This window comes from Geobacillus sp. CX412 (genome assembly GCF_027942335.1).
Taxonomy (GTDB): Bacteria; Bacillota; Bacilli; order Bacillales; family Anoxybacillaceae; genus Parageobacillus_B; species Parageobacillus_B toebii.
In genome coordinates this window covers 2,009,705-2,033,064 of record NZ_CP103461.1, presented here as the reverse complement: position 1 = coordinate 2,033,064, position 23,360 = coordinate 2,009,705, and the positions used below count along the sequence as shown (strand labels likewise).

Here is a 23,360-nt window from a genome sequence, read left to right as displayed (position 1 = left end):
AAATATAAAAACCCGTCCCTACATATAGGGACGGGTTTGTGCCCGCGCTACCACCCTTATTCCGCATATGTAAAAATCATGCGGCTCTCCATCACGTACAATCATACGCATTCCATTATAACGGTGGACAACCCGTCAAAGCTTACTATGTTTCAGCTTTGCATCTCAGAGATGATCTTCGGATAAGGCCTGAACATCGGCTTTCACCAAACGCCGACTCTCTGTAGAACAGGGATCCTATCTTACTCTTCTCGTCATTGATTTTTATTATTTGAAAATAATTTAGCAGAGTAAAACTGAAATGTCAATATTTTTAGAGTTTATGCTCTTTTTGCAAAAAAAGATCTCTGATCTTCGTGTGAGCACAGGAATATTCCTGCTTATTAACTATGATGAACGTGTTGCAAAACGCATAACGAATGCATAAATGCACATAAAAAATCCACCACCTTGGAAATCATATACAGTGACCAAAAAACAACTCTCCAAGGGGTGGACACTATCATGATTTCCAATTTGAACAGCAAACATGCATGGTCTTATGAAATCGATCCAATTTTAGAAGCATTATTTCGGTATATCGACTCGCTATCATTGCCGGAAACACCGTATGTGACAGGAAGACCGCCGGTGTCGAAAAAATCGTTGTTGAAATGTTTCTTTTTGAAAACCTATTTTTCCATTGATTCCTTGCGAAAATTAGTGCGCATCCTGCAGCGTTTTCGCTGTTTTCAACGGGCTTGTGGGCTTGGTGAAGTCCCTCACCTTTCTACGTTTTCCCGTGCGGCGAAGTGGTTCCGGGAACAAGGATTTCCTGTTTTTCATGCACAGCTGCTCAAAGATCTAGAAGTACGTTATCCGCAAATCGTGCTGATCGACAGCACGGCCCTTCGAAGCAGTCTTTACGATTCACAGGCGAAGTGGGGAGTGTCCACCCGATATCACTGGTTTAAAGGATATAAACTCCATCTCTGCACCACCGCCGAGGGAATCATTTTATCTCATGTGTTGACCACAGCGAATCGAAATGATGCGGCAGTAGCACCAGAATTGCTTGTTTCTTTAAAGCAGTGGGATATCGAATTGGTATTGGGCGATGCCGCGTATGACAGTGAAAAGGTTCGTCAAACAGCAGAGCAGTCAGGAATCCTATTCATTTCCCCTATCAACCGCCGCAATAGCGAGGAACGAAAAGATGCCTATGGCCGGGTTCTTCCTGTCTTTTTGAAAACGAGATTTGGCCAATGGCTGTTTGGACTTCGTCGTGAGATTGAACGAGTATTTAATGAGTTAAAGAGTGACGGGTTGGAACAGCCGCGATGGTATGGATTTCATCGATATGTACTGCATGTGTTATGTTGCATCCTTATGCATAACTTCGAGTTTTTACTCTAGTTTTGCAACACCATCTATGATGTGTCCGTGAAAAACTATATTAAAGCTCCAAGAGAATCAAGGAGATTTTCCAAGAGTGCTTGAAACGAGAATTCCTTTAGTTTCAAAAGCGGCGGATGTTACATATTTTGATGCGAACGTAGCCAACACGCTCGGGCAAAAATAGGGTTGGTTAGTCTCGAGTTTGCTTGAATCATTTAAGAATGTAACGGAGGAGTTTCTATCTGTCATCGCTTAACTTACGACAGAAGTGTTTGAGATTCTATTTTTTTGGTGTTTTTATGACATAATTCGACAGAATTTTTGGTACCGTCAAGAATTTTGTGTAATGTAATGGGGTAGGGTTTCTCTGAATTCAATTTTAGACATAGGTAGGGTTATTAAAAATCATTTCAATATCATAGATAAATCCAATTTATCTCTATTTGGATTTGAATTCTACAACCCAAGTGTCAAATGAAATTTAGTATACTATACCAAAGTGTTCCGAAGCACAACGATGACAAGTGCTTTTATCAAATCGATGTTCTGCTGCTACCCTTTTTCCGCAAAACTGGCATTTTCGATATTGCCTTTTTCTAGAGTTGATGGTCTTCATCAATAACTCAAGTATTTTCTCTTTCATTTCTTCTTCCTCAAGACTTCTTAAACTATCGAGCGGAGTGGAGTATTTTGGATAAATAGAAGGATAAGGAGCGGGCATGTACCCATCCCATTGAGTCGCTTCAAACCCGAATTCCATTTCCTCTGTTGTTTTACGCACATAAACTTCGATTTCTGGGTCATATTCAGGATTGTCGAGTTTGAAATAAAGGGTTGTCTTATAAACTGGATCTGAGTCAAACTGGAAAAAGCTGAATTGTTCATTAATCCATTTCAATACCTTATCTTTATCTTTTGTGTTATGTTTCATGTTTTACTCCCCTAGTCAATTTTCTATTGGATTTTATGCCTGAGTAGCCGTTCGGTCGCCCAAACAGAAAGCGAATTACGATGGTGTTCTTCTTATTGACTCCGGATGTTTTATTCTATTTTCTTAATGGCGCCAGCGACATCATAGTCCAAAGGGTCTAATTCTGTTGGTTTTCCGAGTACGAGCTTTGCCAGTTCAGAACCTAAGTAAGGACCAGCTGTCAGTCCGGATGCGCCTAATCCGTTGGCCACATAGATGCCTTCGAAACCTGGAAGCGCTCCAAAGACCGGAAGAAACCCAGGAGTGTATGGACGAAAACCAACTCTTGTTTCAAGATGAGTACAATTCGCCAGCCCTGGAGCTACGGTTAAAGCTTTGTCTAAAACTTCATGCAATCCACCAGCCGTTACTCTACAATCGAAGCCAACCTCATCTTCATGAGTGGCTCCGATGACAATACGGCCATCTTTAAAGGCAAGGAGATATTGATTATTTGGCGGCATGACAACGGGCCAATTGTCTGTATCCTGTTCTGGTCTTTCAAGGTGAACGATTTGCGCTTTTTGCGGCACCACTAAAAATTCAATGCCTAACGGTAGAAGCAGCTCTTTTGACCACGCACCAGACGTTGCGATGACGGCATCTCCTACATATTGTCTTCCTTCTACTTCGACACCGATTACTTGTGCACCTTTATGGATAAGTTTTGCGTTTCCTTTGATATAAGCAGCTCCAAGCTTTTGCGCTGCCCGAACTAAGGAGTTGCGAAGTGCTCTTCCATTGACGCGAGCGGCGCCACTGACATGAATGGAGCTATACTCCTCTGCCAATGGCGGAAATAGTGCTTTTGTTTCCTCGGGAGACAATCGCGTAATTTCGCCGATTTCTGGTGCGTCCTCACGACGTTGTAATACTCTTTCCTTGATCTTTTGAAGCTTCTCTTCATCTGTATGAAGACAGATTGCTCCTACACGCTCATATCCCGTTTCCGTTTCACCATAGAATTTCAGTTCTTCGATTAAAGCGGGATAAAATCTCGCTCCGCCTTTCGCTAAACGATACCAACGCTTATTTCGACGCTGGGAAACCCATGGACAAACAATTCCAGCCGCAGCATCTGTTGCTTGGCCTTTGTCACCTCTGTCTATTAGCGTTACAGCAGCTCCTTCTTTTGCCAAGTGATAAGCGGTAGACGCTCCTAAAATCCCGCCTCCAACGACGATGTATGATTTCATAAAAAACACCTTTTCTATTTTTTCTTTTCCATCATTAGAATAGCACATGATGAAGCGTTTGCGAAAAGAAGTAAGAGTTCATTTCTAAGGGGATCGTTCCCGGGTTAATTCTGCACTTTTTCACCGAAGCAGCAGGAGTATTCAGCAACGCCACAGGCGGCAGACGAGGCGCCCATTTTTTGGCATTTGCCAACGGAATTTTAATCTCTTTCTTACCAGCGATCTTGCTCCCAGTCCTTGGCTCGTTTGGGTTTGAAGGGACAACGTTCGGAGATTCGGATTTTGAGATTTTGTTGGGATATTTAATTAAACTATTTTTGTAAACAGCTTCGTGTGCTTGATGCAAGAAGCTGGTTTCATGAACGCTTTGCCCGCGAACGCATTCCCGCTTTGATGGAGGTATTGGAGTGGGTTCAAGATTTAGATAAAGAAATTATGGAAGAACAGTGTCTAGCACTGTTTGCAAGTAATTCATATGCTATAATACAAAGAAATACAAACGTGCCAAAAGGGTGGCGTTTCGATTTGTTAATAAATGGAAATCTTTTTTTTCACGTTCGAGGGAAGCATGTTTTATTTTATATAGAGGGACTCTTCTACAAGGGCCGAATAAATAAATAGGAGAGAAACATGAGTAGAAGTCGAGCCCTTTGATGATTTACCACTAAACGGTTATTCTCGGTTAACGAACATGAAAATAGTGATGAACAAAAGGAGAAAGGAGAATGAAAACATGGCATTTTTGCAAAAGATAGAACCGTATGTCGTCAGTGGCGATCCGATCGTTCAGCAATTCGTTTTGCAAGCGCTCGAGGAATATCCACACGTTCCGAACGAGTGGACGGAGCGGCTAATCGAAAAGGCGGTGCGTTCGCATGGGAAACATAGAGCAATATTATGGGATTTGCGGAATCATTCGTTAAGCGAAAGGGCTTTGCTGCTGCTGATCGAAGGATTGAAGAGGGAAAAGGCCGGAGAAGCCCGTCCGTATTTCAACTTGTTGGACAATGTCGAGCCCGCATTGGCCATCAAATATAAAGCAGAATTAAAGCCATATATTTCTAATGGGACATGGGAACTGTATGAGCTTCTGTTGCACGGAACAAAGGAAGAGGTATGGCGCGAATATGAGAGCATGCTGGCTTTGTTGGAGGAGAATGTTTCCTATAACGATTTGCAGTTTCGAAGAACGAAAAAAATTGCTGCCGCGCTTGTCCGGAATGGCTGGATGACCGAGGCGGAGATTGATGATATTTTGCAAGCAGAAAAAGAAGAATGGTTTTCGTTTGCTGGCGTTTTTGCCGTGTACGCCGCCGGACGATTGAAGCTAGAAAAGCATATTCCGCTGCTGGCTAGTTTGTTAGTCAAGGATGATGATATTCTTTTGGAAGAAGTTGTTTCGGCGTTACTTGGGTTTCAGTCGGATGCCGTTGTCAAGGCGGTTGCGCCGTATGTAGAGAAACAAGAATCCGTTATTTTTGCGATTTCTGTGCTTGCCAATACCAAATCCACGCTTGCCGTTGACGTGCTGAAAAACGCCTACAGACGGGAAATGGATGACGATATAAAGTCATTGCTGTTTGAAGCGCTTTGCCAACAGCTTTCCGAAGAAGCGCTGCCGGAAATTAACGAATATATGGAAAAAAGACGGAATGCTGCTATGATTGATACAGAGCTTATCGCATACGGTTTTTATCGGGTGATGGGGATCGAGCACCCGAATCTCGAGAAATGGGGACAAATAGCTCTCGAAAAAGAAAAGAGATATGAACAACTGCAACATCAACTCCCCCTGAAAGTCCCTTATCGCAACGTAAATAAAATCGGACGCAATGATCCGTGCCCGTGCGGGAGCGGGAAGAAATATAAGAAATGCTGCGGGGCATAGGGGAGAGAGGACGTTAACTTAAAAGGTTTGTTTTATCTCAAGTGGATCGCCCACAAATACGTTCAACCATCGAATTCATCGGAGAAGCATGTCAATGAATTTCGTGTGATACGAGACGCCAAACCGACGCTCGATTGTCCGGCTGTTATTTCCATACGCTCCGAACGTTGTCATCGTCGGCTTTTTATCGAGCTTTGCTGCGGGGATTATTTCGATGTTTATCTTGCCGCTCGTCGGCTTAAAAGAGATTGTTCCTAGGCTGATTCCGCACTTTTTCACGGGAGCCGCTGCCGGTGTATTCGGCAACGCTACAGGCGGCAGATGAGGCGCCATTTTCGGGGCATTTGCCAACGGAATTTTAATCTCTTTCTTACCGGCGCTCTTGCTCCCAGTCCTTGGCTCGCTCGGGTTTGAAGGGACAACGTTCGGAGATTCGGATTTTGGGATTGTTGGGATTTTGTTGGGGTATTTTTTCTTACACTCGAAAAGAACTGACTTCGACGTCGGATAGCGGTCTGAAGTCAGTTTCTTTTTGCGTTTTTTAAAATTAGAAAAAAAAAGAAATGCGACCTAAAATCAGATATTTTTTGTCATTCCATTTAAAATAAAACATAATACTTAATGTAACAATAAAAAAATCAAACCACCAACCCAAATCGTTTTTCTTTCCCCTACCCCGTTATTCTAGCAATAAATCCTCCTACTAAATATCCTGCTAATAAAATAATAAAAGATGCCCCTACATAAAATCCTATTCTAATAAATGTGTCCTGACGGTTAACAAAATCGATAATTAAATCCAATGCTTTCATATTGAATTCCTCCATAAATCTTTATTATTTATTAAATATTAACATAAGATATCGACATATTTAAATACATTATTGATTTTATTTTAAAAATATTTTACATTTTCACCAATTTTATGATATAATGATTCATCACCAAAAGATGTACTTGATTTTTACGTTAAAATGTGGTAAAGGTCTCTACCTTTTCGGAAAGCGAATTCATCCACACATACTACAGTAGGATTCGATGCTGGTAAAAGAGTCGGGGCATGTTGGTAAAACCAGCGTTCTACCGTTGTATTTCGTACCATTTAGAAGAGAAAGGTTGGGGGACAAGGTATCCTTTATTAATGAATGATTTTTACAATGATAATTAAAGTGGCATGATGTACCAAAGGCAAGGAATCAATTAAAAGAAATTGAAGAACAACTTTCAAAATATTCACCTGAACAAGTTATATGGGATATTAACGATTTATCAAAAGTTCCTCCATGGGGAGATAAGATAAGTTCAAAAGTAACTAATTTAGCAAATTATTTTGCAACTAGTGATGGGAAAACTTTTTTTGAAGTATTATATAATGCAATGGATGTAAATATAATGGAATCTAAATGAAAAAAATCAGTTTAGATTTTTAGGAACCGTACAATATAAGTAATTTATAAACACCTTGAATGAGTATGAGATACTCTTTCAAGGTTTCTTTTTTATTTTATGAGATGGGGAAGTGACGAATGATACAACCTGTCCTTCAGGAGGCGTACCACCAAGTCGTAAAGGCGCCGATTACTGAAACGATCTGTTCGATCAAGAAGCAATGGGACGACCTTCTTGACAGCGTTCCATTTGTCCAATGGCAGCCCGCCCTCGACGGAGTTGGAGCGGTGTCAAGTGGACAGATGATAGGAATCTCTGAAGAATCGACTATGTATAATTTCATAAAAAGCACCTTTTCTGTTTTTTTCTTTATCATTAGAATAGCACATGATGAAGCATTTGCGAAAAGAAACAAAAGGGGATCATCTTGGCGAACAGTGACAGAAACTGTTCGCCGAAGAACAGTTATACTTTGGGATTAGTGTGCTACTAACATTCTAAATTACTGTTTCCTGAATTTTCATGCTTTGAAAACACTTGAATCGTTAAATGCATAAATGTAAAACATTCGGCGAAATGAATTTTTATCTCTCCGCTAATGACGCATATTGAATCATAGGTATCTATTCTTTTTTCCTATTTCCCTTCGTTGGAAGGGATGACCCGAGAAGCCCCCACCGCTAAGCGTTAGCATAGGTGGTGGGAGCACGTCACCTTGTCAACAACTATAACCAATATTACGGGAAAATGATAAAAATATTGTTACTTATCAGAATATTTATAATTAATTTGATATTTCGTTTTTAGGAGGAATATAAATGTAACGTGGCCAATTAGTATGTTAGTTGTACAAAAAAAGTTGATTATAGTATATATAAATCTATAAATAATAATGATATACTATTAATTAAATAATGATATACTTATAATCAAATAGTGATATACTATAGATATGATTGTGCAGAAAAGGTGTGTGGCGAGGACCTGGATAGCTTTGACTTAAGCAGGTGCGCCTGCATCTTTTCTGCAAAATATTGGGGGTAAGGATGAGAAAAATGAGTAACAGACAAACTAGTACAGACGTTATCTTAATTGGTGCAGGAATCATGAGTGCGACTTTAGGGACATTGTTGAAAGAATTAGCACCGGAATGGGAAATTAAAGTGTTTGAAAAGCTCGACAAACCAGGAGAAGAAAGCTCTAATGAATGGAATAATGCGGGAACGGGGCATGCTGCACTATGCGAGCTTAACTACACACCTGAGAAACCGGATGGATCTATTGATATTAGCAAAGCTATAAGAATTAATGAACAGTTCCAAGTTTCCAAACAGTTTTGGGCTTACCTTGTAAAAAACAATCTGTTACAAAATCCGCAAGAGTTCATCAGACCGTTGCCCCACATAAGTTTAGTCCAAGGGGAAAATAATGTGAGATTTTTAAAGAAACGTTTTGAAGCGCTATCAAATAATCCATTATTCCAGGGAATGGAATTTTCTGATGATCCGGAAAAACTGAAAGAATGGATGCCGCTTATAATGGAAGGCCGTACATCGAATGAACCGATCGCGGCAACCAAAATCGACTCAGGTACGGATGTTAACTTTGGCGCTTTAACGCGCATGTTGTTTGACCACTTAAAGAGAAAAGGTGTCGAAATAAACTACAAGCATAGTGTTAAGGATATTAAACGTACCAGCGATGGCCTGTGGGAATTGGAAGTAAAGGATCTCAATAGCGGTTCTGTTGAAATCCATAAGGCTAAATTCGTATTTATTGGAGCCGGTGGGGGAAGTCTGCATTTGCTTCAAAAATCTGGTATTCCAGAAGGCAAACATATTGGTGGATTCCCTGTAAGCGGATTATTTATGGTATGTAATAATCCAAAAGTTGTGGAGAAACATCATGCAAAAGTTTACGGTAAAGCTAAAATCGGTGCTCCTCCAATGTCTGTTCCGCACCTTGATACACGGTATATCGACAACAAAAAAATGTTGCTCTTTGGACCGTTTGCAGGTTTCTCGCCTAAATTCTTAAAAAATGGTTCAAATATGGATTTGTTTGCTTCCGTAAAACTGCACAATCTCGGAACTTTGTTGGCGTCAGCTTTTAAAAACTTTTCTTTGGAAAAATACTTGATCCAGCAGCTTATGTTAACGAAAGAAAAGCGCATGGAAGAGTTGCGCGAGTTTGTCCCGACGGCTAAATCAGAGGATTGGGATATAGTCGTCGCGGGCCAACGTGTGCAAATTATCAAAGATACTGAAGCTGGCGGTAAAGGAACGATTCAATTTGGCACGGAAGTTGTTAGTGCCGCAGACGGCTCGATCGCTGCATTGCTCGGCGCTTCTCCTGGTGCTTCTACTGCCGTACACGTAATGCTTGAGGTGCTTAAAAAATGCTTCCCACAACATATGAAAGAGTGGGAACCGAAAATAAAAGAAATGATTCCTTCTTATGGCGTGTCACTAGCGAAAAACCCAGATCTTTTCCAAAAACTTCATGATTCAACAGCAGAGACGCTCGGTCTAAACGAAAAAGAACCGGTCTCTGGTGTAAGCGAAAAAGAACTGGTTTATAGTTAATTCTTTGGATGCAGAAACAAAGGTATTGAATGAAAAAGTTTAAGCAACACTTTTCATCAATGGACAATTATTTCTATGATAAAGAGATGGAAAAGTCAATGATTATAAAACAGAGGTAATATATAAAAAATACAGAATAATAGAATATGATTGAAAATAAAACATAGAACCTTTGATCCATCTTTGGATCAAAGGTTCTTTTTTTCGAATTCGCAGTTAGAGAAGCTGCGGTGAACCGTGTTACAAAAAATAGGAGCAAAAAATGCTTCATGTTCTACTCCCTAGGTCAATTTATGTACTTGATACAAATAAACAAAAAAGCGAGACATAAACCAGACACCTTGGCTGGATATTTGCCGCCAAACCATTCCCACAAGGAGGCCCATGCCTCATGAATAGGCTGCCACATGGGGACAACAATCGCTTGTGGATGATGAACAGTTGCTTTTTCGGCATTCCAATATGTGTTTCGGCGGTATCAGAAGTCGTCAGGTATCAGTAAAATTACGCTCGTCATCGAAATGATGCAAAGGTTCCTTTTCTTTTTTATGTTATAAGATGGCTCCTTGCGGAAATCAGGATAAGGAGCGCTTCAGAAGCGCCTCCTCGCATAAAGAAAGGATTTCCCTCAGAGTCCATCATATGTATGTTGGGGCAAACAAGGCGCTTAAGCTTTTCTTATAAACTACGAAACTTTTACATCAACCTGTTCTGGTGCCTCCTGTTTCTTGCTGAATTTGCTTAAAACGATTCCTAAACCTGTACCGACAAGTGGATCCATTCTAACCCAACGGATGAAAGAGGAAGAATATCTCTTATGGTTTGAAGTGGCCCCAAGTCCAAACCAAATGCGTTTAATCCGCCAATCACGGCAAATACGCCAGTAAATAACATGGCGCTTTTGTATACTTTTTTCGAACTCTTAAAGAAGCGGTTAAAGAAGGTAAGTGTGATTAATACAATGGTTAATGGATACGCCGTGACAAGGAACGGCACTGATACTTTAAGTATTTGGTTTAATCCTAAGTTGGAAAGAGTGAAGCCTACTAGAGTAACAGCGAATACTACTGATTTATAACTTGCTTTTGGAATGAGATTTGAAAAATATTGGCCGTAGGCTGCTGTTAATCCCACCACTGTTATGAAACAAGCTAACGTAAAAATGAACCCAAGCAAAGCTGTGCCGCTTTGTCCCAATAAAAGCGTTGAAGCAGAGGACAGGATATCCGCGCCGTTTTCAAACGGCCCGTTTGCAGCCATTTTTCCTCCAATCAATCCAAGACTGACGTATACTAGTGCAAGCAATACCCCTGCAATCATACCGGCTTTCAAAGTATATTCTGTTAATTTCTTACTGTCTTGCACTCCTCTTTGTGGAATGGAGGTGAGAATGACAATGCCAAAGGCCAATGTGGCCAAGGCATCCATTGTGTTATATCCTTCAATGAACCCTTTAAAAAATGCTCCGGTTTGATAGGCTTCTGATGGCGATTGAAGCGGTGCATCCAGCTTAACAAACCCAACTGCACACAAGATAACCATCGATAAAAGCAAGATCGGAGTGATCCAACGTCCCATGTATTTTTCCATTTTGGAAGGGTTTAAGCTTATCACATAGACAAGGGAAAAGAAAATAACCGTATATAAAAATAAGGACAAAGATGAGTTCTTCCACGATTCGCTAAGGAAAGGTGTAACGCTCATTTCATACGCAACAGTTGCATTTCTTGGAATGGCCAGAAATGGTCCGATACATAGATAAATAATAACCATAAAGGCTATGCTGAATACCGGATGAACACGATCCCCGATGGTTTGAACACCGCCCTTTACGAGAGAAACAGCAAACAGCACTATAAATGGCAAGCTAACGCCGGTAATAATAAATCCTGGCATGGCCAGCCAGTAGGAAGTACCGGATTCAGCACCTAAGAATGACGGGAAGATCAGGTTTCCTGCGCCGAAAAACATCGAAAACAACATCAATCCAATCGATAAGGTGTCTGATTTTTTCAAAGTAATCTCCTTTATTGTTTAGGAATATATAAAAACCCGTCCCTACATATAGGGACGGGTCAGCTTATCGACTTTGTCGACAAGCTGAAGGCTGTCCGGACAGCTTTATTTTTATGCCTCTTTTCTCCATTCTTCGTACGGCTCGTCCCAGCAATCCGTATTGTGAATTCCGATGTTACGAGCGTAAAAGACAGGGTTTTTCCCGCTCTTTCTTTGCTCCATGTAATCGGCTAATGCCGCAAATGCTACTTTTCCAAGCATGAAGATGGCGATTAAGTTGATGATGGCCATTAACGCCATGAATAAATCAGCCAAACTCCAAACGAGTTCAAGGCTGGCAAGCGATCCCCAGATAACCATGCCGACAACAGCGAGGCGATAAACGAATAGCGCCGTTTTGCTAGATTGAATAAACTCAATGTTTGTTTCGCCATAATAGTAGTTTCCAATAACGGAACTAAACGCGAATAAAAAGACACAGATAGCGACGAATTCTTCGGCCCAGCCGCCGATATGCGCGCTTAACGCCGCTTGCGTTAAGGCGATTCCATCAAGTCCTTCTTTCGTATACTCACCAGATAATAAAATCATAAATGCCGTCGCGCTGCAGACGAGCAATGTATCCGTAAACACACCTAACGTTTGAATGAGGCCTTGTTTGACGGGATGCGACACCTCAGCGGTTGCCGCCGCGTTCGGTGCACTACCCATACCTGCTTCATTGGAGAATAAACCGCGTTTAATTCCCATCATCACCGCTGCACCTAACGTGCCGCCGACAGCTGGTCCAATGCCAAACGCGTCTTTTATGATTAACGAAAACATGGATGGGACGTCTGTAATATTTGTAAGCAATACGTAAATCGCTACTAATAAATATAGTCCAGCCATCACAGGAACGATAATCGACGTAGCGACAGCGACCCGCTTCACTCCACCGAAAATAATGATTGCTGTTAATACTGTAATCATAATTCCAACAATAGTACGGTCTACATCGAATGCGTTTTCAAACGCAAACGTAATCGTATTTGCTTGAACGGAGTTAAAAACAAGACCAAAACTGAACGTAATGAGTACCGCAAAAATAATTCCCATCCAACGTTTGTTCAACCCTCGTTCCATGTAATATGCTGGGCCGCCGCGATAGTTGCTTCCGTCTTTTACTTTATAAATTTGCGCAAGCGTGCTTTCGACAAAACTGGATGCTCCGCCAATCAAAGCGATTAACCACATCCAAAAAACCGCGCCGGGACCACCGAGAGAAATAGCGAGAGCTACTCCTGCTAAGTTACCCGTTCCTACGCGTGAAGCTGTACTGATGAAAAACGCTTGTAAAGAGGAGATGCTTTCTTTTTGGTTAGGGGATTCCGCGATTACGCGAAACATTTCACGAAAATAGCGAAATTGGACAAATTTTGTGCGAAACGTAAAATAAAGACCCATGAAGATCAGTAATGCGATTAAGACGTAAGACCACAACCAGTCGTTCAGCAGTGAAATGATCTTCTGTAGTAGCTCCATTCTGTCACCTCACATGATAGTTTACTTTTACTTTAACATATTAACATAAATTTTAATATTTTGTATCATCAATGTTGCATAAACCAGCTTCCAAAAAGCCCCTTACCAACGCCACACCGGCTGGCTTGAGGAAGCCATCATCAGGATGTATCAAAGTGGCATGAGTACGCGTGAAATTGGCAAGTTTATCGAACGAATTTTAGGCAATGCCTATTCTCCTGCAACGATCAGCCGTATTACCGATGTAGTGAAGGAAGACATCGAGAAATGGCACACTCGTCCACTGCACAAGCGTTATTCTGTCTTATATTTGGATGGTTTATACGTAAAACTTCGTCGCGAAACCGTGGAGAAAGAAGTCATTTATGTGGTGTTAGGGGTGAATGAAGAGGGGTATCGCGAAATTCTTGAATTTTATGAAGCTCGATTCGCCTACCAGTGCGATTTTGTCGGCATTAATCTTTAATGTCATTATTATTCCTTTATTGATTCCTTTAGCGATGAAAGGAATTACGTATAAGCCGATGCCAGCTGTGAAGCTATTGCGCCGAAACTTATTGATATATGGTTTAGGCGGAGTGATCGCTCCATTTATCGGCATTAAGCTTATTGATCTTTTTACCGGGGTATTGTTTAAGAGGAGAGAAGGAAAGAGGTTATGAAATCCATTCGTTTAGCTATCGTCATGATCCTGTTATTCGGTTTAGGTTATCCTGCCTTGATGACCGGAATTGCACAAGCGCTCTTCCCTCATCAAGCGAATGGAAGCATTGTTTATAGCGATGAAAACAAAGCTGTAGGCTCGAAGTTAATCGGTCAATCATTTCAAAATCCAAGGTATTTTCATGGGCGCATCTCTTCCATTAATTATGATTCGGCTGCTTTAGGTTTACCTAACTATGCCCCTTCTAACGAAGAAATGATTCAGCGAACAGTGCAGGCAGCTGAAGAATGGTTAAAGAAAAATCCAGGAAAAACAAAGGAAGAGATTCCGTTAGATTTAATCACGAATTCCGGCTCAAGATTAGATCCTCATATCAGCCCGGATGCGGCCTTTTTTCAAGTTCCAGCTGTAGCGAAAGCAACCGGTTTATCTGAAGAACAACTAAAGAAACTAGTAAACAAGCATACCGAAGGAAGAATGCTCGGTATTTTTGGAGAGCTGCGGGTGAATGTATTGAAATTAAACATGGAACTGCAAAAGTTGATGGAATAAAAATCTTGATATATGCGCAAAGAAATGAGTCCAGAAGAAATTTTGAAGAAAAAGGCCGCCCCAAAATCTCTGATTGGGACGGCCTTTTTGGTTTTGGATAAAAATTCCATACATTATAGGACACACATGTCCTTAAAGCCTAGTTATTTAATAATTTCTCCAAATGTTTAATCGTAGGTGTTAAATTGGCAAGGAAGTAAGATTCTCTTAATCTGCGGGATGGGTCGCTTTGTTGCAAGTAGCCGGCTCCTCCATGATGTAACATTGAACCATGGACCGCTTTTAAAGTGAGATAAGTAACGTTTAAACGGATTCTTAATAAATCTTCGCAATGTTGCGTCAAATCAGAAGACTGAACAAGACGGTATATTTCTTCACGGATGGATGTTAGTTCACTTTCTAATTCCTCTGGTTGAATGCTTAAATATCGATTGCATCCGTTTTGTTTATTTTGTATTTTTTTCATCGACTGGATAGAAGCGTCTGTAACTCCCAATCCTAGCGGGATTTGATAAATAAGAAATGAAGGACGTATTTTTGGCACAAAGTCATCTGCTTGCTCAGAAATAATCCATTGATCCGGAATGAACACTTCATTGAATGTGCATGCATACGTTGCGCTTCCATTTAGTCCTAAATAGTCTAGCTTTTCCTTTAACACCAATCCTTGCACATGGCATGGGACAAACGCCATGATCCGCTGTTTTTCATTAACGGATGCGATAATACCAAACCAATGATTTTGCCCTAAGTTGGAGACAGACGGCAAATGGCCGTTAATGATATATCCTTTCGGAGTTCGTTCTGCTTTCAAATGGAGAGATTCAAGCCCATCGTAATATTTCATTGGATTAGACAGTCCGGTTCCCCCAAGCACCTTTCCGCTTTCAAGCAGCGGTAAAACTTCATTTTTGAGGTAAGAATTTTCACATGTTCGCAAGTATGTCAGCGCTGCTAAGTGGCACCAAAGGGTAAAAGCTGTTGTCATGCATATTTTTGCCGTTTCCTCGACTAATTGCATTTCACGGGAAAGAACCTCTTTTTTTGAAAGCCCCGCTGACAATAGGAAACCGTATTTCCCGATATTTTCTAAAAATTCACGGGGATAATAGGCTTTTGTATCAATTTTTCTTACTAAAGGCTTTAATTGGTTGTAAAGCAAATCGTTGAATGCCTTTTTTGCTTCTGATTCCATAATGGCCATTTACCGCCACCTCCTATCTGATTATGTATTTTCTTTGTGAATAAGGGACATCGAATTATGACAATTTATGTAACTAGTAATTTAATGATAGTCAAACCCCAGCGGGAATGTGAAAATTCCAGCTGAGGTTAGGGGAATGTTATTTGTTTGGCAAAATTTCTGTAACCGTATCAATCGGTGCTTTCACAGCTTCACGGGCTCTTTTGACAGCGGATTCATCCGGTGCATTATAAAAGCAAAGGCATTTTGTCATATCTTCGCATACATACGTTCTAGAGAAAGTGACTTCCGGTACTTCTGCATAGTGTACGGAATTCTTTTTCTTTCTTTCTAAATAATCTTCCATGGTGAGATTTTCAGGAAGGTTCCATTCGACTACGTAGTTTACGGTATCCGCTTCTTTTTTGACTTCTTCGATATCTTTTCCAACTAAACGGACCGGTTTAATAAGAGTAACAGGAATGCCTAACAGTCTTAAGCGATCATTAATAATATTTCGTTCTTCGCTTTCAAAAATGAAAAATGCTCTTGAAAAATCTTTGGAAACTTGGACTTCAATGAGATTTGCATTGTTTTTTCTTACCTCTTCCTTAATCTCGGAAACTTTCTTTTCAAATCCTTCTTTGTCCTTTACTGCCCCATTTAAAATCGATTCCACTAAGTAAAGCGCCATTTTTATTGCCTCCTTTTATTATTATAACCTTAAATTCTTATAAAATTAATATGATTTTATGGTAATTTTATTATAGTTAGTTCAAAAAATCAACCTTAAAAATAAATTATTCTGAATTTATTACTTTGTCACACAAATTTGGCAAGTATGCCTCCATATCACATGTTTTGGGCCATGAACATGCACTATACCAGAAGAAATTGAAAATTCGGCGTCTGATGAAATAAGAAGTTTTTTGACGTTCAGAGGCAAGTGTGGAACATGCTCCTTTGATAAAAAATAGTGGTAAACGAAATTTCTATTCTGCGAAAGGTAAGTTATAATTGAACCGAAACGAGAACAGGAGGTTTTTTTATGAAAGATAGATATGATTTGCCATGCAATATCGCCCAATCCTTGAACATCATCGGTGATCGCTGGACATTGTTGATTGTTCATGAAATTTTAATGGGGCGTCAGACATTTAATGAAATAAGAAAATCGTTAAAAGGGATATCCTCCAATCTTTTATCGGATCGTTTAAAATATTTAGAAGAAACCGGTTTGATCACTTCTGCTTTATATTCTGAACACCCGCCAAGATACAAATACATGTTAACGAAAAGCGGAAAGGATTTGGAAATGGTGTTTAACGCCCTAATCCTTTGGGGCAGAAAGCATTTAAAAAAATGTTATAAAAAATTGGTGCATGAATCTTGCGGGCATGAGGTGGAAATTTCCTACTATTGTCCGCAATGTAAAACAAATGTAGAGAACTTGGCCGTTGTCGAAGTCGATTCTGAAAATATTCCCGAAAAGCGGTGATAATGGCTAGTAAAAAAGACAGAGAGCATGATACTTTCTGTCTTTTTTACTAGTTTATTTATTCGATAACATTCCCCATTGCTTTTCTACCCATCTTTCGAATAATTGGATTGCCTTGTCAAGAATAAGCCCCAAGATGCCGATGAAGATGATTCCGGCTAAAACAAGATCCAAACGTAAAGAATTTCTCGCATCGACTATTAAATAACCCAATCCGGATTGGGCGCCGACCATTTCACCGGCAACGAGGAAAATCCAAGCGGTGCCGAGTGCGATGTGAAGCCCGTTGGCGATAAACGGAAAAGCGGCAGGAAAAATGATTTTCGTCATTAGATGGGGCTGCCTGATCTCAAAATTTTCCGCCACCTTTAAATATATACGGTCCACTTTCCTTACAGCGGAAACGGTGGAAAGCAATACTGGGAAAAACGCTGCGATAAATATAATCACAATCGCAGGGATGTCTCCAATTCCAAACCACAAAACAATAAAGGGTGACCAGGCAATCGGTGAGATAGGTCTTAGGACTTGAACAATCGGATCAATAATATTCCATAATTTTACTAGACGGCCTAACATGAGTCCCAATATAGCAGCAGTAACCACCGCTGAGAGATAACCAATGAAAAACCGGATGAGGCTCACTTTTAGATGTACAAATAGAGTGCCGTTGGTAATCAGAGCCCCAATTCCTTCCCCTACTTTTAAAGGAGAAGGGAAGAGGGCCTCTTCATAATTTCCAATTACAATCACGGTTTGCCATACAGCAATTAATATCGAAAATCCTATGATGACGTTGGTGAATTTCTTTATCATGTTCATACGATCACTTCACTTTATCTATTAATGAATTATCGACAAATTCTTCATAGGACGGAGGATTCTTGGACAATCCCGTTTCGACCATGTACTGACTTAGTTCTTCGTATGCGTTTTTATCTATTCTTAAATCTTTAAATGAAATCCATTTTAAGGATAAATTGAGCACATCTTTATTTACCTTCATGTATTTGGAGGAAGCTTCATAGGTATACTCATCTTTTAATTCTGCTTTTTTTCCGGCTTTGACATATTCACTAACAAACTCTTGAGCGACTTTTCTTTCGTTGCGGATAAAGTCATTTCTTAAAACCAGCGCGCAGCACACAGAATGTTTCCAAAGGTCTTCAGATTGGAATAACACCTTACCCTTATTCATTGCTACAGACAGAGCCCCAAAAGGTTCTGCCACTGCATATCCGGATATTCTGCCTTCTGAAAGGGCTGCCGGCATTTCAGCAGGAGGCAGTTCAACGATATTCACATCTTTATATTGAAAACCTTCCTGCTTTAACATTTGATAGAGCAATAGATTATGTGTAGAAAACTTATGAGGAATCGCAAAGTTTTTCCCTTTTAAATCTTTTACGCTGTGAATATTATGGGACGTCACAACCACATTTCCATCTCTGTGTCCTAACGCCACTGCTTTTAAATCAACGCCTTGTTCTTTTGCTTTCATCGCCAATTCCACAAGCACGCTCGCTCCATCAATCCGACCTGTATTCAGTGCATCCATTAGTTCAGGCCATGAGCCGAATTTAATGAGTTCGAGATTAAAATTCCGGGACTGGCCTTTTTCTAGTTCTTTTTCTATATATAGGGGTACGGCGTGGGTAATCGGCAAGTATCCTATTTTAATGGTCCGCTTTCCGTTTGTGTTGGAATGAGCACTATTGGAATTACAAGCGGTTAGGCTAAAAGCTACTGTCATGATGAATAAAGAAATCATAAGTTTCCTTAATTTTTTCTTCATGGAAATATACCTCCTTTATTATTGCGCTGCATGACTATACTATCTAAAGATTTGGGCAATTTTGCGTGTATAAGGGTTTGTATACATCCTTGGTTAAGTTAGTTAAATATTATAATCAATGGGAGGGGTCGGACGATGAAAATGAAATTCTTCAAGAATAATCTTTCGATAATATTGGAAGTCGCTGTGACTTCGATCTCTAGGCCTTGGGGTGTCAATTTTTAATTCTCTATGGATTCGGCCAGGATTTGCGCTCATGATCAACACCCGATCTGATAAATATACTGCTTCGTCAATATCATGGGTCACAAGAATGATGGTTGTCTTTTCTTTATCTTGAAGACGCAAGAGTTCGTCTTGTAAATAATAACGGTTAAAAGTGTCCAGTGCGGCAAACGGTTCGTCCATTAATATTACCTCTGGTTGAATCGCAAGCGCCCGGGCAATCGCGACTCGTTGTTGCATCCCGCCTGACAATTCATGGGGAAAGCGTTCAGCATAGTCATGTAAACCAACTAGCTTTAGATAATCGAAAGCCCGGCTTCGCCGTTGTTCGGAGGTTAAGTTCATCCCTTCGAGACCTAACTCGACATTTTTCAGGACGGAACGCCAAGGCAGGAGGCCATAATGTTGGAATAACATTACACATCGCCGGCTAGGTCTTTCCACTACATTTCCATCCAACAGGACATGACCTTTGTCTGGTTTTTCGAAACCGCCGATAATATTTAAAAGTGTACTTTTTCCGCAGCCGCTCTGGCCAAGGATGGAGATGATTTCCCCTTTTTCTATGCGAAAGGAGATTTGTTGGAGCACTGGTTCTAATTTTCCTTGATTAGGAAAGCTTTTGCTCAAATTCTCCACTTGAATGATTGCTGAATTTTTCAATCGCCTAACCTACCTTTCATTGTTTTATAGAAACGGACAGACATTTTAGGCAGTGAATAAACGCGGCATTTATGTTTTTTAAAATAATTAATTCCTATATGTTTAATATGATTAATATTTGCTAGTAATTTTATGATACTTTGTTCAAAAAATCAACCTATAATTTTAAGATAATTCTAAAACGTTTGTTTGGAAATCCAGATAGAACACATTGAGTATTTCAAGGGCATTCTTATTCGTTATTGCTTAACTCCAATCAACTAAAATTTGCTAGAAGGCTTTTGGTATATATGGTAATATTTTTACACTGATATGCGATGTTGGTTGTCCGATTTTGATACAAAAATCAAGGAGGCAAACGGTGATGCGGTTAACAGAGGAGGAAGTGCAAACCCTTTTACACGAGATGGAAGGTTGGAAGTTGGTGGAGGAGCGATGGATTGCGAAAAAGTATCGCTTTCAAGACTATTTGCAAGGAATCGAATTTGTGCGGCAAATTGCGGCCATTTCGGAAGAAGCAAACCATCATCCGTTCATTTCCATTGATTATAAGTTAATCACGGTAAAGATTTCGTCTTGGCGAGCGAAAGGACTCACGAAGCTCGATTTCGAACTGGCGAAAAAATATGATGAGGTTTACGACAAAATGAAATGATCAACGCAGAGTAAGAGGGGAAAGCAATGCTTTTGAAATGGATTCGATGTGAAGTGGAGGAAGAGAAGAAAGCTTTGTTTTCCGCCGCGCAAGAAAAATGGCGCGATTTGAAAGGATGCCCTGGTTTTCTCGGGCAAATTGGCGGCTGGAATATTGCAAAGCCGCAAGAAGCGTGTATATTGGCGTTTTGGGAAAATCTTGATTTTTATCAATCCTTTATTGAGTGATAAACATGACGAAATTTTTGAACAAAGCAGGCAAAAAGGAACGTATTACAAAACTAGTTCAATAGAAGAATTTGTTGAAAAACTTATTTCCTATGAAAAGCTAATGTCAATCGAGATACTCCATTCATCGCAGGATTTTGTATTGACTGGAATCCTAGCTTTTCTTTTTCACGTTCGTCCTGCTGGCTTGGAGAAAACAAAAAACAAATAATCGGCAAGAAAATACAGAAAATTCATTGACTTTTATGGGCAAAGAAAATATCCTAATTATAAAGTTTAAAAAGCAGAGGAGAGATGAGTGATGAGTTTAGTTCAGCAAAGAAGAGGTTATTTCGGAGAGTTTGGCGGAAGCTTCGTGCCGCCAACATTGCAGGAAGCGCTTGATTATTTGGAGGAGCAATTTCTCAAGTACAAAGATGATCCAGCGTTTAACGATGAATTTAAGTTTTATTTAAAAGAGTATGTCGGCCGTGAAAATCCGCTTACATTTGCGGCTCGGCTCACTGAACGTTTAGGTGGGGCGAAAATCTATCTAAAGCGCGAAGACTTAAACCATACAGGTTCGCATAAAATTAATAACGTCATCGGACAGATTTTGCTTGCAAAACGAATGGGGGCGAAACGCATAATTGCCGAAACCGGGGCGGGACAGCATGGTGTCGCCACTGCAACGGCTTGCGCGATGTTTGGCATTGATTGCACCATCTACATGGGCGAGGAAGATACAAGGCGTCAGGCATTAAACGTGTTTCGCATAGAGCTTTTAGGAGCAAAAGTCGTTCCGGTATCAAAAGGACAAGGAAGATTAAAGGATGCAGTAGATGAAGCGTTGAATGACTTTGTGCAAAACTATAAGGATACGTTCTATTTGCTTGGTTCAGCGGTTGGACCTCATCCGTATCCAAGCATCGTTAAACATTTTCAGTCTGTCATAAGCGAAGAAAGCAAACGGCAAATTTTAGAAAAAGAAGGACGTTTGCCTGATGTCGTCATCGCTTGCGTTGGCGGCGGAAGCAACGCGATTGGCGCGTTTGCTCATTATCTTGATGAACCAAGCGTGCGCCTGATTGGCGTCGAGCCGGAAAAAGCGGCGACACTTACCAAAGGTGTCCCGGCCGTGCTTCATGGGTTTAAATGCTTAGTATTGTTGGATGAAGAAGGAAATCCTCAGCCGACTTATTCGATTGCCGCTGGTCTTGACTATCCGGGAATTGGTCCTGAGCATAGCCATCTGAAAGTATCCGGACGTGCCGAATATTATACGGTGACAAATGAGGAAGTTCTTGAAGCATTCCAGCTTTTGTCGAAAACGGAAGGGATTATTCCAGCGCTTGAGAGCGCCCATGCGGTTGCTTATGCAATAAAATTGGCACCAACATTGGATAAAGATCAGATTATAATCGTTAATCTTTCAGGGCGTGGCGATAAAGACGTTGAGCAAGTGTTTCATATGTTAAAGTAAGAAATACAAACGCCGCCAAAAGCGCGGCGTTTCAACGATTTTGTCAAACGACAGAATCGTTTTTTTTTATATATGCTGAGAAAATAATTAAGAAGAAGCTGCTTCCGTACTACTGCCAATCTAACCTAGAGATTCAACAAAATCGTTAAACTTATGAATCTGTGATTTCTGTTAACGTGTCTGGCCATCGTTTTTTAGAGACGAGCGTTTGAAGAAAACGAGGTGAGAGGAATGAAATTTTTTCTGCTTTTTGTTCTAGGTGTATTCGATGCTCTTTTTTCCTTCGGCTTTCTGTCAAATACAACGAAAACACATAGAGAAAATAAAAGAAGAGGCAGCGAAGTGCTTCCGCCGTTTTATCATGATACTTCATCCAGCAATGATCACAACGATTACTGCGATTTCAGTGGCGATGGCGGTGGAGATGGTGGAGGGGAAGGAGGCGATTGAACGTTCATCAAATGGTATTGGTGGAACCTTGCAACACTTCGGAAGCACCATGCAGCCCTTTTTTGAAATCCATTGACTTGTCAGTCAATATTTTTTATAATTGGATTGACTCGTAAGTCAATTAACACAAAGCCGCCCAAAGGAGTGGGAAGTATGAAAATTGTAGACGTCAAGAATTTGACCAAGACTTATAAAAAGAACCAGGGAATTAAAAACCTTACATTTTCGATTGAAGAAGGGGAAATTTTTGGTTTTATCGGCCCGAACGGAGCAGGCAAGAGCACAACCATTCGAACACTTTTAAATTTCATTTATCCGACTAGCGGAAGTGCGACTATTTTCGGAAAGGATATCATCAAACACTCAAAAGAAATAAGACAAAACGTAGGCTATTTGCCGTCTGAAGTCCATTATTATGATGATATGAAGGTGATCGATTTATTAAAATACTCCGCTGGCTTTTACAAAAAATTTGATTCAAAGAGAATGAAAGAGCTGGCAGAAAGACTTGACTTGGATCTTAATAGAAAAATTGAGGATCTTTCATTTGGAAACCGAAAAAAGGTTGGGATTGTCCAGGCGCTTTTGCATGAGCCAAAACTTCTAATTTTGGATGAACCGACAGGCGGACTCGACCCGCTGATGCAAAACACCTTTTTTGAACTTCTTGCAGAGGAAAGAGAGAAGGGAACAACGATCATTTTCTCCTCCCATATTCTTTCTGAAGTGCAAAAAATGTGTGATCGGGTCGCCATTATTAAGGAAGGGGAGCTTATTAAAGTAGAAACAATTGAAAATCTTACGAAGAAAAATTTGAAATATATCACGATTACATTCGAACGAGCGGAACAAATAGACCTTAAACTCGAAGGAATAGTGAAGAAAGAAGTAAAAGGAAATGAAATATCGCTGCTTTACAGCGGGGATATGAAGGCGCTTCTGCATAAATTAAATACTCTGCCGGTTAAGGATCTATTAATCGGAGAACCGACTCTTGAAGAAGTATTTATGCATTACTATGAAAAGTGAGGGAAGGATCGA

At 40.4% G+C, this 23,360-nt stretch carries 22 protein-coding genes, 5 pseudogenes and 1 other annotated feature; of the genes and pseudogenes, 17 read left to right on the top strand and 10 right to left on the bottom strand.

Annotated elements, in window-relative coordinates:
• Positions 1–23: 23 nt before the first annotated feature.
• Positions 24–267, bottom strand: a binding site (T-box leader).
• A gap of 237 nt (positions 268–504) precedes the next feature.
• Entirely contained in the window at positions 505–1,395 is an 891-nt protein-coding gene (locus NXM86_RS10685; RefSeq protein ID WP_498958005.1) for a transposase, read from the top strand.
• 463 nt (positions 1,396–1,858) lie between these two features.
• Here the strand turns inward: NXM86_RS10685 and NXM86_RS10680 are convergent, their stop codons facing one another.
• Positions 1,859–2,308, bottom strand: coding sequence for a hypothetical protein (locus NXM86_RS10680; RefSeq protein ID WP_015863713.1), 450 nt, complete (start codon positions 2,306–2,308; stop codon positions 1,859–1,861).
• Positions 2,309–2,418: 110 nt separating this feature from the next.
• A complete protein-coding gene (locus tag NXM86_RS10675) occupies positions 2,419–3,543 on the bottom strand; it encodes an NAD(P)/FAD-dependent oxidoreductase (protein ID WP_015863714.1) in 1,125 nt (374 codons plus the stop codon).
• Between the two features lie 86 nt (positions 3,544–3,629).
• Here NXM86_RS10675 and NXM86_RS10670 point away from each other — a divergent pair.
• From NXM86_RS10670 to NXM86_RS10660, 3 genes and pseudogenes are all read left to right on the top strand, one after another.
• A pseudogene (locus NXM86_RS10670) lies at positions 3,630–3,866 on the top strand (PTS transporter subunit IIC); the annotation flags it as partial.
• Between the two features lie 410 nt (positions 3,867–4,276).
• Positions 4,277–5,431: an SEC-C metal-binding domain-containing protein gene (locus NXM86_RS10665; protein WP_498958004.1), complete on the top strand. Its 1,155-nt coding sequence runs from the start codon at positions 4,277–4,279 to the stop codon at positions 5,429–5,431.
• A gap of 114 nt (positions 5,432–5,545) precedes the next feature.
• Positions 5,546–5,942: pseudogene (locus tag NXM86_RS10660) on the top strand (PTS transporter subunit IIC); the annotation flags it as partial.
• 160 nt (positions 5,943–6,102) lie between these two features.
• Here NXM86_RS10660 and NXM86_RS10655 read toward each other — a convergent pair.
• Positions 6,103–6,243: a hypothetical protein gene (locus NXM86_RS10655; protein ID WP_169712543.1), complete on the bottom strand. Its 141-nt coding sequence runs from the start codon at positions 6,241–6,243 to the stop codon at positions 6,103–6,105.
• A 248-nt stretch (positions 6,244–6,491) separates the two neighbouring features.
• Here NXM86_RS10655 and NXM86_RS10650 point away from each other — a divergent pair, with 248 nt between their 5' ends.
• From NXM86_RS10650 to NXM86_RS10635, 4 genes are all read left to right on the top strand, one after another.
• Positions 6,492–6,599, top strand: a complete 108-nt coding sequence (locus NXM86_RS10650) for an Imm70 family immunity protein (RefSeq protein WP_281255480.1) — start codon at positions 6,492–6,494, stop codon at positions 6,597–6,599.
• Between the two features lie 41 nt (positions 6,600–6,640).
• Positions 6,641–6,838, top strand: a complete 198-nt coding sequence (locus NXM86_RS10645; protein WP_281255484.1) for an Imm70 family immunity protein — start codon at positions 6,641–6,643, stop codon at positions 6,836–6,838.
• A 119-nt stretch (positions 6,839–6,957) separates the two neighbouring features.
• Positions 6,958–7,302: a hypothetical protein gene (locus tag NXM86_RS10640; protein ID WP_089097433.1), complete on the top strand. Its 345-nt coding sequence runs from the start codon at positions 6,958–6,960 to the stop codon at positions 7,300–7,302.
• Positions 7,303–7,875: 573 nt separating this feature from the next.
• Positions 7,876–9,405 carry a malate:quinone oxidoreductase gene (locus NXM86_RS10635; RefSeq protein WP_240345891.1) on the top strand — a complete coding sequence of 510 codons (1,530 nt, stop codon included), beginning with the start codon at positions 7,876–7,878 and terminating at the stop codon, positions 9,403–9,405.
• Between the two features lie 685 nt (positions 9,406–10,090).
• On the opposite strand, the pseudogene brnQ reads toward NXM86_RS10635, so the two are convergent.
• Both brnQ and NXM86_RS10625 read right to left on the bottom strand, forming a co-directional pair.
• Positions 10,091–11,421 (bottom strand): annotated as a pseudogene (gene brnQ, locus NXM86_RS10630) (branched-chain amino acid transport system II carrier protein).
• A gap of 111 nt (positions 11,422–11,532) precedes the next feature.
• Entirely contained in the window at positions 11,533–12,945 is a 1,413-nt protein-coding gene (locus NXM86_RS10625; RefSeq protein WP_171699343.1) for an amino acid carrier protein, read from the bottom strand.
• Between the two features lie 97 nt (positions 12,946–13,042).
• Between NXM86_RS10625 and NXM86_RS10620 the strand changes: the two are divergent.
• The 3 genes and pseudogenes from NXM86_RS10620 to kdpC all read left to right on the top strand — a co-directional run.
• Positions 13,043–13,363 (top strand): annotated as a pseudogene (locus NXM86_RS10620) (transposase); the annotation flags it as partial.
• Positions 13,353–13,607 (top strand): annotated as a pseudogene (locus NXM86_RS10615) (potassium-transporting ATPase subunit B); the annotation flags it as partial. The pseudogenes NXM86_RS10620 and NXM86_RS10615, both read left to right, overlap by 11 nt.
• The gene (kdpC, locus tag NXM86_RS10610) at positions 13,604–14,161 is read left to right on the top strand and encodes a potassium-transporting ATPase subunit KdpC (RefSeq protein ID WP_498958003.1); all 558 of its coding nucleotides are present in this window, start codon (positions 13,604–13,606) and stop codon (positions 14,159–14,161) included. The pseudogene NXM86_RS10615 and the gene kdpC, both read left to right, overlap by 4 nt.
• Before the next feature lie 139 nt (positions 14,162–14,300).
• Here kdpC and NXM86_RS10605 read toward each other — a convergent pair whose 3' ends face one another.
• Positions 14,301–15,365, bottom strand: coding sequence for an acyl-CoA dehydrogenase family protein (locus NXM86_RS10605; RefSeq protein ID WP_498958002.1), 1,065 nt, complete (start codon positions 15,363–15,365; stop codon positions 14,301–14,303).
• A gap of 139 nt (positions 15,366–15,504) precedes the next feature.
• Positions 15,505–16,038, bottom strand: a complete 534-nt coding sequence (locus tag NXM86_RS10600; RefSeq protein ID WP_062755335.1) for a DUF4242 domain-containing protein — start codon at positions 16,036–16,038, stop codon at positions 15,505–15,507.
• 354 nt (positions 16,039–16,392) lie between these two features.
• Between NXM86_RS10600 and NXM86_RS10595 the strand changes: the two genes are divergently transcribed.
• Complete coding sequence (locus tag NXM86_RS10595) at positions 16,393–16,842, top strand: winged helix-turn-helix transcriptional regulator (protein WP_062755333.1); 450 nt, start codon at positions 16,393–16,395, stop codon at positions 16,840–16,842.
• Between the two features lie 54 nt (positions 16,843–16,896).
• On the opposite strand, the gene NXM86_RS10590 is transcribed toward NXM86_RS10595, so the two are convergent.
• The 3 genes from NXM86_RS10590 to NXM86_RS10580 form a co-directional block, all read right to left on the bottom strand.
• Complete coding sequence (locus NXM86_RS10590) at positions 16,897–17,664, bottom strand: ABC transporter permease (RefSeq protein ID WP_089097437.1); 768 nt, start codon at positions 17,662–17,664, stop codon at positions 16,897–16,899.
• A gap of 4 nt (positions 17,665–17,668) precedes the next feature.
• Positions 17,669–18,637, bottom strand: coding sequence for an ABC transporter substrate-binding protein (locus tag NXM86_RS10585; RefSeq protein WP_081189673.1), 969 nt, complete (start codon positions 18,635–18,637; stop codon positions 17,669–17,671).
• A gap of 102 nt (positions 18,638–18,739) precedes the next feature.
• Positions 18,740–19,525 (bottom strand): ABC transporter ATP-binding protein, encoded by a 786-nt coding sequence (locus NXM86_RS10580; RefSeq protein WP_089097438.1) that lies wholly within the window; start codon positions 19,523–19,525, stop codon positions 18,740–18,742.
• Positions 19,526–19,889: 364 nt separating this feature from the next.
• Here NXM86_RS10580 and NXM86_RS10575 point away from each other — a divergent pair, with 364 nt between their 5' ends.
• The 5 genes from NXM86_RS10575 to NXM86_RS10555 all read left to right on the top strand — a co-directional run bounded on the left by NXM86_RS10575 (position 19,890) and on the right by NXM86_RS10555 (position 23,348).
• Complete coding sequence (locus NXM86_RS10575) at positions 19,890–20,180, top strand: 4a-hydroxytetrahydrobiopterin dehydratase (RefSeq protein ID WP_015863720.1); 291 nt, start codon at positions 19,890–19,892, stop codon at positions 20,178–20,180.
• A gap of 26 nt (positions 20,181–20,206) precedes the next feature.
• The gene (locus NXM86_RS10570) at positions 20,207–20,407 is read left to right on the top strand and encodes a DUF4937 domain-containing protein (protein ID WP_223812145.1); all 201 of its coding nucleotides are present in this window, start codon (positions 20,207–20,209) and stop codon (positions 20,405–20,407) included.
• A 301-nt stretch (positions 20,408–20,708) separates the two neighbouring features.
• Complete coding sequence (gene trpB, locus NXM86_RS10565; protein ID WP_328267198.1) at positions 20,709–21,869, top strand: tryptophan synthase subunit beta; 1,161 nt, start codon at positions 20,709–20,711, stop codon at positions 21,867–21,869.
• 231 nt (positions 21,870–22,100) lie between these two features.
• On the top strand, positions 22,101–22,319 hold the full coding sequence (locus tag NXM86_RS10560; RefSeq protein ID WP_459558759.1) for a YxzE family protein: 219 nt from the start codon (positions 22,101–22,103) through the stop codon (positions 22,317–22,319).
• A 153-nt stretch (positions 22,320–22,472) separates the two neighbouring features.
• Positions 22,473–23,348, top strand: a complete 876-nt coding sequence (locus tag NXM86_RS10555; RefSeq protein WP_498958001.1) for an ABC transporter ATP-binding protein — start codon at positions 22,473–22,475, stop codon at positions 23,346–23,348.
• The last annotated feature ends 12 nt before the right edge of the window (positions 23,349–23,360 follow it).

What these genes read in the sequence shown, in the direction of transcription:
- NXM86_RS10685 (WP_498958005.1), top strand. Translation starts at nt 505, where the DNA reads ATGATTTCCAATTTGAACAGCAAACATGCATGGTCTTATGAAATCGAT.
- NXM86_RS10680 (WP_015863713.1), bottom strand. Translation starts at nt 2,308, where the DNA reads ATGAAACATAACACAAAAGATAAAGATAAGGTATTGAAATGGATTAAT.
- NXM86_RS10675 (WP_015863714.1), bottom strand. Translation starts at nt 3,543, where the DNA reads ATGAAATCATACATCGTCGTTGGAGGCGGGATTTTAGGAGCGTCTACC.
- NXM86_RS10665 (WP_498958004.1), top strand. Translation starts at nt 4,277, where the DNA reads ATGGCATTTTTGCAAAAGATAGAACCGTATGTCGTCAGTGGCGATCCG.
- NXM86_RS10655 (WP_169712543.1), bottom strand. Translation starts at nt 6,243, where the DNA reads ATGAAAGCATTGGATTTAATTATCGATTTTGTTAACCGTCAGGACACA.
- NXM86_RS10650 (WP_281255480.1), top strand. Translation starts at nt 6,492, where the DNA reads ATGTTGGTAAAACCAGCGTTCTACCGTTGTATTTCGTACCATTTAGAA.
- NXM86_RS10640 (WP_089097433.1), top strand. Translation starts at nt 6,958, where the DNA reads ATGATACAACCTGTCCTTCAGGAGGCGTACCACCAAGTCGTAAAGGCG.
- NXM86_RS10635 (WP_240345891.1), top strand. Translation starts at nt 7,876, where the DNA reads ATGAGTAACAGACAAACTAGTACAGACGTTATCTTAATTGGTGCAGGA.
- NXM86_RS10625 (WP_171699343.1), bottom strand. Translation starts at nt 12,945, where the DNA reads ATGGAGCTACTACAGAAGATCATTTCACTGCTGAACGACTGGTTGTGG.
- kdpC (WP_498958003.1), top strand. Translation starts at nt 13,604, where the DNA reads ATGAAATCCATTCGTTTAGCTATCGTCATGATCCTGTTATTCGGTTTA.
- NXM86_RS10605 (WP_498958002.1), bottom strand. Translation starts at nt 15,365, where the DNA reads ATGGCCATTATGGAATCAGAAGCAAAAAAGGCATTCAACGATTTGCTT.
- NXM86_RS10600 (WP_062755335.1), bottom strand. Translation starts at nt 16,038, where the DNA reads ATGGCGCTTTACTTAGTGGAATCGATTTTAAATGGGGCAGTAAAGGAC.
- NXM86_RS10595 (WP_062755333.1), top strand. Translation starts at nt 16,393, where the DNA reads ATGAAAGATAGATATGATTTGCCATGCAATATCGCCCAATCCTTGAAC.
- NXM86_RS10590 (WP_089097437.1), bottom strand. Translation starts at nt 17,664, where the DNA reads ATGAACATGATAAAGAAATTCACCAACGTCATCATAGGATTTTCGATA.
- NXM86_RS10585 (WP_081189673.1), bottom strand. Translation starts at nt 18,637, where the DNA reads ATGAAGAAAAAATTAAGGAAACTTATGATTTCTTTATTCATCATGACA.
- NXM86_RS10575 (WP_015863720.1), top strand. Translation starts at nt 19,890, where the DNA reads ATGCGGTTAACAGAGGAGGAAGTGCAAACCCTTTTACACGAGATGGAA.
- NXM86_RS10570 (WP_223812145.1), top strand. Translation starts at nt 20,207, where the DNA reads ATGCTTTTGAAATGGATTCGATGTGAAGTGGAGGAAGAGAAGAAAGCT.
- trpB (WP_328267198.1), top strand. Translation starts at nt 20,709, where the DNA reads ATGAGTTTAGTTCAGCAAAGAAGAGGTTATTTCGGAGAGTTTGGCGGA.
- NXM86_RS10560 (WP_459558759.1), top strand. Translation starts at nt 22,101, where the DNA reads ATGAAATTTTTTCTGCTTTTTGTTCTAGGTGTATTCGATGCTCTTTTT.
- NXM86_RS10555 (WP_498958001.1), top strand. Translation starts at nt 22,473, where the DNA reads ATGAAAATTGTAGACGTCAAGAATTTGACCAAGACTTATAAAAAGAAC.